Source organism: Pseudomonas sp. A39 (assembly GCF_058145955.1).
The window spans coordinates 1-12,240 of record NZ_JBYVMD010000083.1; the positions used below are offsets into that span (position 1 = coordinate 1).

Annotated in this window: 13 protein-coding genes; 12 read left to right on the plus strand and 1 reads right to left on the minus strand. The window is 59.8% G+C overall.

Going from position 1 to position 12,240, the window contains the following annotated elements; translation table 11 throughout:
• Positions 1 to 267: 267 nt before the first annotated feature.
• The 5 genes from pyrG to ispD all read left to right on the plus strand — a co-directional run bounded on the left by pyrG (position 268) and on the right by ispD (position 5,360).
• On the plus strand, positions 268 to 1,899 hold the full coding sequence (gene pyrG / locus AC3ZU9_RS30435; protein WP_012722609.1) for a CTP synthase: 1,632 nt from the start codon (positions 268 to 270) through the stop codon (positions 1,897 to 1,899).
• A 5-nt stretch (positions 1,900 to 1,904) separates the two neighbouring features.
• A complete protein-coding gene (gene kdsA / locus AC3ZU9_RS30440) occupies positions 1,905 to 2,750 on the plus strand; it encodes a 3-deoxy-8-phosphooctulonate synthase (RefSeq protein WP_010212442.1) in 846 nt (281 codons plus the stop codon).
• A 157-nt stretch (positions 2,751 to 2,907) separates the two neighbouring features.
• Positions 2,908 to 4,197 carry a phosphopyruvate hydratase gene (gene eno, locus AC3ZU9_RS30445; RefSeq protein ID WP_003189193.1) on the plus strand — a complete coding sequence of 430 codons (1,290 nt, stop codon included), beginning with the start codon at positions 2,908 to 2,910 and terminating at the stop codon, positions 4,195 to 4,197.
• 180 nt (positions 4,198 to 4,377) lie between these two features.
• Complete coding sequence (gene ftsB, locus AC3ZU9_RS30450) at positions 4,378 to 4,656, plus strand: cell division protein FtsB (RefSeq protein WP_003231201.1); 279 nt, start codon at positions 4,378 to 4,380, stop codon at positions 4,654 to 4,656.
• Positions 4,653 to 5,360, plus strand: a complete 708-nt coding sequence (ispD, locus tag AC3ZU9_RS30455; protein ID WP_490091745.1) for a 2-C-methyl-D-erythritol 4-phosphate cytidylyltransferase — start codon at positions 4,653 to 4,655, stop codon at positions 5,358 to 5,360. Before ftsB ends, ispD begins: the two co-directional genes overlap by 4 nt.
• Positions 5,361 to 5,479: 119 nt before the next feature.
• Here ispD and AC3ZU9_RS30460 read toward each other — a convergent pair whose 3' ends face one another.
• Positions 5,480 to 6,376 carry a LysR substrate-binding domain-containing protein gene (locus AC3ZU9_RS30460; RefSeq protein ID WP_012722611.1) on the minus strand — a complete coding sequence of 299 codons (897 nt, stop codon included), beginning with the start codon at positions 6,374 to 6,376 and terminating at the stop codon, positions 5,480 to 5,482.
• Between the two features lie 109 nt (positions 6,377 to 6,485).
• Here AC3ZU9_RS30460 and AC3ZU9_RS30465 point away from each other — a divergent pair, with 109 nt between their 5' ends.
• The 7 genes from AC3ZU9_RS30465 to AC3ZU9_RS30495 form a co-directional block, all read left to right on the plus strand.
• Positions 6,486 to 7,598, plus strand: coding sequence for an S-(hydroxymethyl)glutathione dehydrogenase/class III alcohol dehydrogenase (locus tag AC3ZU9_RS30465; RefSeq protein ID WP_012722612.1), 1,113 nt, complete (start codon positions 6,486 to 6,488; stop codon positions 7,596 to 7,598).
• A gap of 8 nt (positions 7,599 to 7,606) precedes the next feature.
• Entirely contained in the window at positions 7,607 to 8,452 is an 846-nt protein-coding gene (gene fghA, locus AC3ZU9_RS30470) for an S-formylglutathione hydrolase (RefSeq protein WP_064054969.1), read from the plus strand.
• Positions 8,453 to 8,506: 54 nt separating this feature from the next.
• Positions 8,507 to 8,980 carry a 2-C-methyl-D-erythritol 2,4-cyclodiphosphate synthase gene (ispF, locus tag AC3ZU9_RS30475; protein WP_012722614.1) on the plus strand — a complete coding sequence of 158 codons (474 nt, stop codon included), beginning with the start codon at positions 8,507 to 8,509 and terminating at the stop codon, positions 8,978 to 8,980.
• Positions 8,977 to 10,035, plus strand: coding sequence for a tRNA pseudouridine(13) synthase TruD (gene truD / locus AC3ZU9_RS30480; RefSeq protein WP_093544031.1), 1,059 nt, complete (start codon positions 8,977 to 8,979; stop codon positions 10,033 to 10,035). Before ispF ends, truD begins: the two co-directional genes overlap by 4 nt.
• Positions 10,023 to 10,772 carry a 5'/3'-nucleotidase SurE gene (gene surE / locus AC3ZU9_RS30485; RefSeq protein WP_012722616.1) on the plus strand — a complete coding sequence of 250 codons (750 nt, stop codon included), beginning with the start codon at positions 10,023 to 10,025 and terminating at the stop codon, positions 10,770 to 10,772. Before truD ends, surE begins: the two co-directional genes overlap by 13 nt.
• Before the next feature lie 41 nt (positions 10,773 to 10,813).
• The gene (locus AC3ZU9_RS30490) at positions 10,814 to 11,449 is read left to right on the plus strand and encodes a protein-L-isoaspartate(D-aspartate) O-methyltransferase (protein ID WP_177343936.1); all 636 of its coding nucleotides are present in this window, start codon (positions 10,814 to 10,816) and stop codon (positions 11,447 to 11,449) included.
• Between the two features lie 207 nt (positions 11,450 to 11,656).
• A partial coding sequence (locus AC3ZU9_RS30495; protein WP_490091746.1) for a LysM peptidoglycan-binding domain-containing protein occupies positions 11,657 to 12,240 on the plus strand: 584 nt, incomplete at its 3' end.

The window sequence follows — 12,240 nt, forward strand, 5'->3', positions numbered from 1 at the left end:
CTTTCCGGTAGACTACGCTCCCTTCTTGATACAACTTCTGTGGATTCGACTGAATCGCAGCAGTTGCCGATTACCAAGCAGTCTTTGCTGGGCGATTCCAAAAAATGTGTAGCGATCAACGTACCGGTGTTTCATTGCTGGTCTGTCACCACGCGGCGGTTTTTTTGAAAGGTGCACTGTGATTAATGCAGGTGATCGGGGGCTTCGGCCTTCCTTCGCTTTCCCCGGCGGCTCGGACCGCTTTAACGCAGACTTCTAGGGTTTTTCATGACGCGCTACATATTCGTCACGGGCGGTGTTGTTTCTTCATTGGGGAAAGGCATTGCCTCCGCTTCATTGGCGGCCATCCTGGAGGCGCGGGGACTTAAGGTCACCATGCTCAAGCTGGACCCGTACATCAACGTTGACCCGGGCACCATGAGCCCGTTCCAGCACGGTGAAGTGTTCGTCACCCACGACGGCGCCGAAACCGACCTGGACCTGGGCCACTACGAGCGGTTCATCCGCACGACCATGACCCAGAACAACAACTTCACCACCGGCCGTGTCTACGAGCACGTGCTGCGCAAAGAGCGTCGTGGTGACTACCTGGGTGCAACCATCCAGGTGATCCCGCACATCACCGACGAAATCAAGCGCCGCATCATCAAGGGTGCCGGCGATGCCGACGTGGCAATGGTCGAGATTGGTGGCACCGTGGGTGACATCGAGTCCCAACCGTTCCTCGAAGCCATCCGCCAGTTGCGTTTCGAAGTCGGCGCCAAGCGCGCGATGCTGATGCACTTGACCCTGGTACCGTACATCGCCACCGCCGGCGAGACCAAGACCAAGCCTACCCAGCACTCGGTCAAGGAACTGCGTTCCATCGGCCTGCAACCGGACGTGCTGGTGTGCCGCTCCGATCACCCGATCGACATTTCCTCGCGTCGCAAGATCGCGCAATTCACCAACGTTGAAGAACGTGCGGTGATCGCGCTGGAAGACGCCGACACCATCTACAAGATCCCGGGCATCCTGCACTCGCAAGGCCTGGACGATTTTGTCGTCGAGCGTTTCGGCCTGCAATGCAATGGCGCGGACCTGTCCGAGTGGGAAGCCGTGGTCGACGCCAAGCTCAACCCTGAGCACGAAGTCACCATCGCCATGGTCGGCAAGTACATGGAACTGCTGGACGCGTACAAATCGCTGATTGAAGCGATGAGCCACGCCGGTATCAGCAACCGTACCAAGGTCAACCTGCGCTACATCGACTCAGAAGACATCGAGAACCAGGGCACCGCGCTGCTCGAAGGGGTTGATGCGATCCTCGTGCCTGGCGGTTTCGGCCTGCGTGGCGTGGAAGGCAAGATCACGGCCGTGCAATACGCTCGCGAGAACAAGGTGCCGTACCTGGGCATCTGCCTAGGCATGCAAGTGGCCGTTATCGAGTTCGCCCGTAACGTGCTGGGCTGGAAAGACGCCAACTCCACTGAATTCGACAGCAAGAGCGGCCACCCGGTCGTCGGCCTGATCACCGAGTGGGAAGATGCCACCGGTGCCGTCGAGACCCGTACCGAAGCTTCCGACCTGGGCGGCACCATGCGCCTCGGCGCGCAGGACTGCCTGCTGGAGCAAGGCTCGCTGGTTCACGATTGCTACGGCAAGGACGTGATCGTCGAGCGTCACCGTCACCGCTACGAAGTGAACAACAACCTGCTGCCGCAAATCAAAGAAGCTGGCCTGAAAATCTCCGGTCGCTCCGGTGATGGCGCGCTGGTTGAAGTGGTCGAGGCGCCGGATCATCCATGGTTCGTCGCGTGCCAGTTCCACCCTGAGTTCACCTCGACGCCGCGTGACGGTCACCCGTTGTTCAGCGGCTTCGTCAAAGCAGCACTGACGCAACATCAGAAGAAGGCGTAACCCTGATGGCCCAGAAGATCATTCGCGTAGGCGACATCGAGATTGCCAACGACAAGCCCATGGTGCTGTTCGGTGGCATGAACGTGCTGGAAAGCCGTGACATGGCGATGCAGGTCTGTGAAGAGTACGTAAAGGTCACCGAGAAACTCGGTATCCCTTACGTGTTCAAGGCCAGCTTCGACAAGGCCAACCGTTCGTCCGTGACCTCCTATCGCGGCCCGGGTCTTGAAGAAGGCATGCGGATCTTCCAGGACATCAAGCAAGCCTTCGGCGTGCCGATCATCACCGACGTCCACGAGCCTGAACAGGCTGCCGTGGTCGCCGAGGTGTGCGACATCATCCAGTTGCCGGCCTTCCTGTCGCGCCAGACTGACCTGGTCGTCGCGATGGCCAAGACCGGCGCTGTGATCAACATCAAGAAAGCCCAGTTCCTCGCACCCCAGGAGATGAAACACATCCTGAACAAGTGCGTGGAAGCGGGTAACGACCAGTTGATTCTCTGCGAGCGTGGTTCGAGCTTCGGCTACAACAACCTCGTGGTGGACATGCTCGGTTTCGGCATCATGAAACAGTTCGAATACCCGGTGTTCTTCGACGTGACCCACGCGCTGCAAATGCCGGGTGGTCGTGCCGATTCCGCTGGTGGGCGCCGTGCCCAGGTGCTGGACCTGGCCAAGGCGGGCATCAGCCAGTCCCTGGCGGGCTTGTTCCTGGAGGCCCACCCGGACCCGGACAACGCCAAATGCGACGGCCCATGCGCCCTGCGCCTGGACAAACTGGAGCCATTCCTGGCCCAGCTCAAGCAGTTGGACGAACTGGTCAAGAGTTTTCCGACGGTAGAGACCGCGTAAGCGCCATTTCTCCGGTAAAGTATCCCACGCTAAAAGCTCAGGCCCTCGGGCCTGGGCCTTGTCGCCTGCAAGCCTGCCCCGTTGTTCCACCCTTGCGGTCGGTCAAAAGATTTCCTTCAGCTGCGTCGTTTTCGTCAACTTTGGAGTGTTTACAACAATGGCAAAAATCGTCGACATCAAAGGTCGTGAAGTTCTCGACTCCCGTGGCAACCCCACCGTCGAAGCCGACGTGCTTCTCGATAACGGCATCATCGGCAGCGCCTGCGCGCCGTCCGGTGCTTCCACCGGTTCGCGCGAAGCGCTGGAACTGCGTGATGGCGACAAGAGCCGTTACCTGGGCAAGGGTGTTCTCAAGGCTGTAGCCAACATCAATGGCCCGATCCGTGACCTGTTGCTGGGCAAGGACCCGCTGGACCAGAAAGCCCTGGACCACGCGATGATCAAGCTCGACGGCACTGAAAACAAAGGCAGCCTGGGTGCCAACGCTATCCTCGCCGTGTCCCTGGCCGCCGCCAAGGCCGCTGCTCAGGACCAGGACCTGCCGCTGTACGCTCACATCGCCAACCTGAACGGTACCCCGGGTGTCTACTCGATGCCGGTGCCAATGATGAACATCATCAACGGTGGCGAGCACGCCGATAACAACGTCGACATCCAGGAATTCATGGTGCAGCCGGTGGGCGCCAAGTCCTTCTCCGAAGGCCTGCGCATGGGCACCGAGATTTTCCACCACCTCAAGGCTGTTCTGAAGGCCCGTGGCCTGAGCACTGCGGTGGGTGACGAAGGTGGTTTCGCTCCGAACCTGGCGTCCAACGAAGACGCACTGAAAGTGATCTCCGAAGCCGTGGCCAACGCAGGCTACAAGCTGGGCACCGACGTGACCCTGGCCCTGGACTGCGCGGCCAGCGAGTTCTACGAGGACGGTAAATACAACCTGTCTGGCGAAGGCCAGGTGTTCAACTCCGAAGGTTTCGCTGAATACCTGAAGGGCTTGACCCAGCGCTACCCGATCATCTCGATCGAAGATGGCCTGGACGAGTCCGACTGGGACGGCTGGAAAATCCTCACCGACAAGATCGGCGAGAAAATCCAACTGGTGGGCGACGACTTGTTCGTGACCAACACCAAGATCTTGAAAGAAGGCATCGATAAAAAGATCGCCAACTCGATCCTGATCAAGTTCAACCAGATCGGCACCCTGACCGAAACCCTGGAAGCCATCCAGATGGCCAAGGCGGCGGGCTACACGGCCGTGATCTCGCACCGCTCCGGCGAAACCGAAGATTCGACCATTGCCGACCTGGCCGTGGGCACTTCGGCGGGCCAGATCAAGACCGGTTCCCTGTGCCGTTCCGATCGCGTTTCCAAGTACAACCAATTGCTGCGTATCGAAGAGCAACTGGCTGGCAAGGCCAAGTACAACGGTCGCGGCGAGTTTCGCGGCTGATCGCTACATGGTAAAAATGGTAAAAGGTCGGCGGATTGCGTCGGAAAACTCACGACAGTGTGTATTTCGACGCTAATCTGATGGCTATCAAGCACAAGCCTGGTTCTTCCAGGCTTCGTGCTATCAGTTGCTGCAAAAGTTTTGCATGGCTGTTTTTTTTCACTGGATACCCGATATTCGATGCGCAGTCCCAATTGGTTGTTCCTCGTCTTGCTCTTGTTGCTGGCTGGCCTGCAATACCGCCTATGGGTGGGTAATGGCAGCTTTGCGCAGGTGAAAGACCTGACCGAGCAAATTGCTGCACAGCACGCCGAAAACGAGATCTTGCTGGAGCGCAACCGCGTCCTCGATGCCGAAGTGCTTGAGCTGAAAAAAGGCACGGAGACCGTTGAAGAGCGGGCTCGTCATGAACTGGGCATGGTCAAGGAGGGCGAAACCCTCTACCAGTTGGCCCAATGAGTGAGCGTTTGCCGGCCTTCTGGGCCGTGATTCCTGCCGCGGGCGTCGGTGCCCGTATGGCCGCGGACCGTCCCAAGCAGTACCTGCAATTGGGCGGGCGCACTATTCTCGAACACAGCCTCGGCTGTTTTCTCGACCATCCATCGCTCAAGGGCGTGGTGGTTAGTCTTGCTGCTGATGATCCCTACTGGCCCAGCCTGGCCTGTGCTGCCGACCCGTGTATCCAGCGTGCGGAGGGTGGTTCTGAGCGCTCTGGTTCAGTACTTAATGCACTGCTGCAACTCAATGCCTTGGGTGCCGGCGATGACGACTGGGTGTTGGTGCACGATGCTGCACGACCGAACCTGAGTCGCGATGATCTGGACAAGTTGCTCGCCGAACTGGCGGACGACCCGGTCGGCGGCTTGCTGGCCGTGCCGGCCCGCGACACCCTCAAGCGCGTCGACAAATATGGCCGTGTGATCGAAACCGTCGATCGCAGCCTGATCTGGCAGGCCTATACCCCGCAGATGTTCCGCCTCGGCGCCTTGCATCGCGCGTTGGCCGATAGCCTGGTGGCGGATGCGGTCATTACCGATGAAGCTTCGGCGATGGAATGGTCTGGTCAGGCGCCACGATTGATCGAAGGGCGCTCGGACAACATCAAGGTGACCCGGCCCGAAGATCTGGAATGGTTACGGCTGCGGTGGGCGAATCGCAGGTAGTCGCCTGTATCGTGTCGACTTCATCGGGGGCAAGCCCCCTCCCACATTTTGACCTGTGAACATATTCAAAGGTGGGAGGGGGCTTGCCCCCGATGAGGTCCGCCCAAACAACAATACAGTCAACTGCTGTACTCCGGCCGCCCAGCCAGCCCCTCCTTCAAGAAGTCCACCAGCTTCCTGACCTTCGGCGACAAATGCCGTTGCTGCGGATACAGCGCCCACACCGCCGTATTCGGCGGTTGATGTGCCTCCAGCAACGACACCAGCGCGCCACTGTGCAGATGCTCCAGCACATAATAGTCCGGCAATTGGCACAACCCGACGCCCTGTAGCGCTGCATCCAGCACCGCTTGCCCACTGTTGCAGCGCCAGTTTCCCTGCACACGCTGGGAAAATTCCCGCCCGTCCTGGGCCAGTTGCCAGATATCCGAGCTGCCGATCAGGCAGTTATGCCGACTCAACTCCGACAAACTATGTGGTCGACCATACCGCGCCAGGTAGGACGGCGACGCGCACAGGTACATGCGTCTCGGCGCCAGCCGGCTGGCAACCATGCGCGAATCCTGCAGGCGCCCCAGGCGAATCGCGAGGTCGAGGCCTTCGTGCACCAAGTCCAATGGGCGGTTGCTCAGCTCGATATCCACCCGCAGTTGGGGGTAAAGCGCCATGAACCGTGTGACCAGCGGCACGATAAAGCGCTCGCCGTACGCCACGGCGCAGGTCATGCGTAACATGCCTTTGGGTTCGCTGGTGAGGTCGCCGACCGCGCGCAGAGCTTCTTCGCGACCATCCTGCAGGCGCTGGCAATGCTGCAGAAAGGTCTGGCCCGCTTCGGTCAGGGTCACCTTGCGCGTACTGCGATACAGCAGGCGCGTTTGCAGGCGCTCTTCCAGACGTGCCACCTGCCGGCTGATATGGGACGACGACACGCCTAAGCGCTCGGCCGCCGCCGTAAATTGGCTGCATTCAGCTACGGCGACAAACTCATCGATGCCTTCCCAGCGGTTTTCCAGCATGGCAATTATCCCTGTACAGCAATAAAGTTTTGCTTTTGTCTGGATTATTAATCAGATGGCCATGTTTTACACTCTACGTCTCAGTTTTTAACTCCCTGGAGAAACCTGGATGATCAAGTCCCGCGCTGCCGTAGCCTTCGAAGCCAAGAAGCCCCTTGAGATCGTAGAAGTGGATGTCGCCATGCCCAAGGCTGGCGAAGTGCTGTTGCGGGTGGTCGCGTCCGGTGTGTGCCATACCGACGCCTACACCCTGTCGGGTGCCGACCCGGAAGGCATCTTCCCGTCGATCCTCGGCCATGAAGGCGGTGCCGTGGTTGAAGCCATCGGCGAGGGTGTGACTTCCGTTGCGGTGGGCGATCATGTAATTCCGCTGTACACCCCGGAATGCGGCAAGTGCAAATTCTGCCTGTCGGGCAAGACCAACCTCTGCCAGGCCATCCGCGCCACGCAGGGCAAAGGCCTGATGCCGGACGGCACTACACGCTTTTCCTACAAAGGTCAGCCGATTTTCCACTACATGGGCACCTCGACCTTCTCCGAATACACCGTGCTGCCGGAAATTTCCGTGGCCAAGATTCCTAAAGAAGCGCCGCTGGAAAAAGTCTGCCTGCTGGGCTGTGGCGTTACCACCGGCATCGGTGCGGTGATCAACACCGCCAAGGTCAAGCCAGGCGACACCGTGGCCATTTTCGGCCTAGGCGGTATCGGTCTATCGGCCATTATTGGCGCGGTCAAAGCCAAGGCTGGCCGCATCATTGCCATCGATATCAACCCGGCCAAGTTCGAGATCGCCAAGCAACTGGGCGCCACTGACTGCATCAACCCGAAAGACTACGATCGCCCGATCCAGGACGTGATCGTCGACCTGACTGACGGTGGCGTGGACTTTTCCTTCGAATGTATCGGTAACGTGCAGTTGATGCGCGCTGCCCTCGAGTGCTGCCACAAAGGTTGGGGCGAGTCGGTGATCATCGGCGTGGCCGGTGCCGGCCAGGAAATCGCCACCCGTCCATTCCAGCTGGTGACCGGTCGCGTCTGGCGCGGTTCGGCATTCGGTGGCGTGCGCGGCCGGACCGAGCTGCCAAGCTACGTGGAAATGGCCCAGACCGGCGAGATCCCGCTGGACACCTTCATCACCCACACCATGGGCCTGGAAGACATCAACAAAGCGTTTGACCTGATGCATGAAGGCAAGAGCATTCGTACCGTCATCCACTTCTGAGGTCGGCCATGAGTCTGGAAAACCTGTCGTGCCAGAAAAGCTTCGGCGGCTGGCATAAACGCTACAAGCATCATTCCGATGTGCTCGACTGCGACATGACGTTTGCCGTCTACCTGCCGCCGCAAGCGGAGCAGGGCGGCAAGCTGCCGGTGCTGTACTGGTTGTCCGGTCTCACCTGCACCGATGAGAACTTCATGCAGAAGGCCGGCGCCCAGCGCATGGCCGCTGAACTGGGTTTGATCATTGTTGCACCGGACACCAGCCCGCGTGGGCCGGGTGTGCCGGGTGACCCGGATAACGCCTGGGATTTCGGCCTCGGCGCCGGTTTCTATCTGAATGCCACCCAGGAACCTTGGGCCAAGCACTATCGAATGCATGACTACGTGGTGCAGGAATTGCCGGCATTGGTTGAAGCGCATTTCCCGGCTTCGGCTAAACGGGGCATCAGCGGCCACTCCATGGGCGGTCACGGTGCGTTGGTGTGTGCATTGCGCAACCCAGGGCGTTACCAATCGGTGTCGGCATTTTCGCCGATCAACAACCCGATGGATTGCCCCTGGGGTCAGAAAGCGTTCTCCCGTTACCTGGGTGAAGAACGTTCGAAATGGCGTGAGTGGGACGCCTGTGTGCTGATCAGCGAAGCGTCCGAAAAGCTGCCACTGCTGGTGGACCAGGGTGACCGCGACGATTTCCTCGCCGTGCAACTCAAGCCTGAAGCCTTGCAGCAAGCGGCCAAGGCGGCCAACCATCCGTTGGAACTGCGCCTGCAACCCGGCTACGACCACAGCTACTTCTTTATCGCCAGCTTCATCGAAGATCATTTGCGACACCATGGCCGTGCTTTGCTCGGTTAATGTGAGGCAAAAGTAGGTAGAATCACGCCCTGAATTAAATCGGGGCGTTTTTTTATGCGTATTGGCCACGGCTACGATGTGCACCGTTTCGCTGAAGGCGATTTCATCACCCTGGGCGGCGTGCGCATTGCGCACCATCATGGGTTGCTGGCTCATTCCGACGGCGACGTTGTGTTGCATGCCTTGAGCGATGCCTTGCTCGGCGCAGCGGCGTTGGGCGATATCGGCAAGCACTTTCCGGACACAGACCCGACCTTCAAAGGCGCGGACAGCCGTGTATTGCTGCGCCACGTTGTGGGCTTGATCCATGCCAAGGGCTGGAAAGTCGGTAACGTCGACAACACCATCGTGGCCCAGGCGCCGAAGATGGCGCCCCATATCGAATCGATGCGCGCACTGATTGCCGCTGACCTGCAAATTGAACTGGATCAAGTCAACGTGAAAGCCACCACTACCGAAAAACTCGGGTTTACCGGTCGTGAAGAGGGCATTGCGGTGCACTCCGTTGCCTTGTTGCTGCGCGCATGAACGACTTGGAACTGCTGGGCCCACGGGCGTATGGCGAGGCGTTGGGCAGCGCGGTGCTGAAGGCCACGGCTGAAGACTTCCAAGTCGACGAAGTGTTGGATATTCCGTTGACCGGCGAAGGCGAGCACCTGTGGTTATGGGTCGAGAAGCGCGGTCTCAATACCGAGGAAGCAGCACGTCGGATCGCCAAGGCGGCCGGTGTGCCGTTGCGCACCGTCAGCTATGCCGGGCTCAAGGATCGCCAAGCGTTGACCCGCCAATGGTTCAGCGTGCAGCTACCGGGCAAGGCTGATCCGGACATGAGCGCGGCAGAAAACGACACGCTCAGGATCCTCAAGACCGGTCGCCACAAGCGCAAGCTGCAGCGCGGCGCGCATTCGGCCAATGGTTTCACCTTGCGCCTGACGCAGTTGGTCGGCGATACCGCCGCCATCGACGCGCGGTTGCAGCTGATCGCCCAGCACGGCATTCCGAACTACTTCGGCACCCAGCGCTTTGGCCATAACGGCGGCAACGTCGTCGACGCCCGCGAGTGGGCCGTGCGCAAGGCGTTGCCGGAGCAGCGCAATGTGCGTTCGCGCTTGTTGTCGACTGCGCGCAGTTATCTCTTCAACAAAGTGCTGGCGGCGCGGGTTGCCGAGGGTTCCTGGCAGCGCGCCCAGGTCGGCGACTTGCTGGCGTTTACCGACAGCCGCAGTTTTTTTCCGGCGGGGGAGGCTGAATGCAGCGACCCGCGCCTGGCGATTCTGGACCTGCACCCCACCGGTCCGCAGTGGGGCGAAGGCGATTCACCTGCCAGTGGCGCAACCTTTGAGCTGGAACAGGCCGTTGCCGCCGGTGAGGCCGACCTGCGCGATTGGCTGGTGAATGCTGGCATGAGCCAGGAACGTCGCATTCTGCGACTGCCCATTGGCGGTTTGACGTGGCATTATCCCTCGCTGGACATTCTGCAATTGGAATTCGTCCTGCCGGCCGGATGCTTCGCCACTGTCTTGGTGCGCGAGCTTGTTGATCTGGTGCCGGTGGGGCAGACGGACAACCCATGCGTATTCTGATATCAAACGATGACGGTGCCACCGCACCCGGTCTTGCCGCGCTCTATGCTGCGCTGGAAGATTATGCCGAGTGCGTGGTGGTCGCCCCCGACCAGGACAAGAGCGGCGCCAGCAGTTCGCTGACGCTCGACCGTCCGCTGCACCCGAAGGTCCTGGCCAATGGCTTTATCAGCGTGAACGGCACCCCCACCGATTGCGTCCACCTCGCCATCAACAGCCTGCTGGATCACGAGCCGGACCTGGTGGTGTCGGGTATCAATCTGGGCGCCAACCTGGGCGATGATGTGCTGTATTCCGGCACCGTGGCGGCGGCCCTTGAAGGGCGCTTCCTGGGGCGTACCGCGTTCGCTTTTTCGTTTGCTTCGCGCCAACTGGATAACCTGCCCACTGCGGCGTATTTCGCGCGCAAGCTGGTGGAGGCCCATGCCACCCTGGACTTGCCGCCGCGCACGGTGCTCAACGTCAATATCCCCAATTTGCCCCTCGATCATATTCGCGGCATCCAGCTGACGCGCCTGGGTCATCGTGCCCGTGCGGCGGCGCCGTTGAAGGTGGTCGACCCGCGTGGCAAGGAAGGCTATTGGATCGCCGCAGCGGGTGATGCCGAAGATGGCGGTGAGGGCACGGACTTTCATGCGGTGATGCAGGGTTATGTGTCGATTACTCCATTGCAATTTGATCGCACCTTCAGTGATGCCTTCAGTGGTCTCGATGGCTGGCTGGAGGGGCTGCGCTGATGGGCCGTGAACAAGACGACTTGCTGCGCCGGGGTATCGGGATGACGTCCCAGCGTACCCGTGAACGCTTGATCCAGCGCTTGTACGAAGAGGGTCTGTCCAACGCCCAAGTGCTGGAAGTGATCCGGCGTACGCCTCGGCACTTGTTTGTCGATGAAGCCCTGGCCCACCGCGCTTATGAAGACACGGCGCTGCCCATCGGCCATAACCAGACCATTTCCCAGCCGTACATGGTGGCACGCATGAGCGAGCTGCTGCTGGCGGCGGGGCCGTTGGACAAGGTGCTCGAAATCGGCACCGGCTCCGGCTACCAGACCGCCGTGCTTGCGCAGTTGGTCGAGCGGGTGTTCTCGGTGGAGCGCATCAAGGTATTGCAAGACCGCGCCAAGGAGCGCCTGGTGGAACTGAACCTGCGCAACGTGGTGTTCCGCTGGGGCGATGGCTGGGAAGGTTGGCCGGCGCTGGCACCGTACAACGGCATCATCGTGACTGCGGTGGCCACCGATGTGCCGCAAGCATTGCTCGATCAACTCGCTCCCGGCGGACGCCTGGTGATCCCGGTAGGCTCCGGTGAAGTGCAACAATTGATGCTCATTATTCGTGAGGACGATGGTTTTTCCCGGCATGTGCTGGGGGCCGTGCGTTTTGTGCCGTTGCTCAATGGCCCGCTGGCGTGATCAATTTTTGCCGGCGGTGAATTCTGCTGGCGGGGATGTGTCTTACGGCGGGGTCTATTGAGTCAACATGACTGGCACGACGTTTAAACACGCTGAATGATTCGTTTCAGTCGTGTGCCGGTAAAACTTCAATGCCCAGTTATACTTGCGACATATTTCAAGCCTGATACAGGCATTCATGTTCAGCCACCACAAAGGGAGCGGCGGGTGAGTCTCACAGGTCTTGCGCAGCGTATGAGTAAAACAAGCTTTCATCGACTGGTGCTTGGCCTCGTCTTCAGTTCGGTGTTGGTAGGGTGCTCAAGCTCGCCAAGCAGCGGGGCGCGGGTGGTAGATCGTAATAACGCCGCACCGCAAAAGCCGACGGTAACCACCGGGCAGTATGTGGTGCGCAAGGGCGATACGATGTTCTCGATCGCCTTCCGTTATGGCTGGGACTACAAGGCGCTTGCAGCTCGTAACAATATTCCTGTGCCCTACACGATACATCCGGGTCAGACGATCCGTTTCGATGGACGTACCGGTTCAGCGCCTACGGCAGTTGTGACAAATACCGGATCTTCGCCCTCGTCTTCGAGCAAGACCACCATCATTACCCGGCCTGCCGGCACCGCCGCGCCGACGGTTGCAAACAAGCCCGCGCCTGCGCCTTTACCGCCTGCCGGGCCCGCGCCGACCGGTTGGGGATGGCCTTCAAATGGAGTGCTGATTGGAAAATTCTCTTCAAACGGTAGTTTGAATAAAGGCATTGATATCGCCGGGGATTTGGGACAGCCTGTTTTAGCTGCGTC

Coding starts and splice junctions, on each gene's coding strand:
- AC3ZU9_RS30460 (WP_012722611.1), bottom strand. CDS start 6,376: ATGCTGGAAAACCGCTGGGAAGGCATCGATGAGTTTGTCGCCGTAGCT.
- AC3ZU9_RS30490 (WP_177343936.1), top strand. CDS start 10,814: ATGACGTCCCAGCGTACCCGTGAACGCTTGATCCAGCGCTTGTACGAA.
- eno (WP_003189193.1), top strand. CDS start 2,908: ATGGCAAAAATCGTCGACATCAAAGGTCGTGAAGTTCTCGACTCCCGT.
- pyrG (WP_012722609.1), top strand. CDS start 268: ATGACGCGCTACATATTCGTCACGGGCGGTGTTGTTTCTTCATTGGGG.
- surE (WP_012722616.1), top strand. CDS start 10,023: ATGCGTATTCTGATATCAAACGATGACGGTGCCACCGCACCCGGTCTT.
- ftsB (WP_003231201.1), top strand. CDS start 4,378: ATGCGCAGTCCCAATTGGTTGTTCCTCGTCTTGCTCTTGTTGCTGGCT.
- ispD (WP_490091745.1), top strand. CDS start 4,653: ATGAGTGAGCGTTTGCCGGCCTTCTGGGCCGTGATTCCTGCCGCGGGC.
- fghA (WP_064054969.1), top strand. CDS start 7,607: ATGAGTCTGGAAAACCTGTCGTGCCAGAAAAGCTTCGGCGGCTGGCAT.
- ispF (WP_012722614.1), top strand. CDS start 8,507: ATGCGTATTGGCCACGGCTACGATGTGCACCGTTTCGCTGAAGGCGAT.
- truD (WP_093544031.1), top strand. CDS start 8,977: ATGAACGACTTGGAACTGCTGGGCCCACGGGCGTATGGCGAGGCGTTG.
- AC3ZU9_RS30465 (WP_012722612.1), top strand. CDS start 6,486: ATGATCAAGTCCCGCGCTGCCGTAGCCTTCGAAGCCAAGAAGCCCCTT.
- kdsA (WP_010212442.1), top strand. CDS start 1,905: ATGGCCCAGAAGATCATTCGCGTAGGCGACATCGAGATTGCCAACGAC.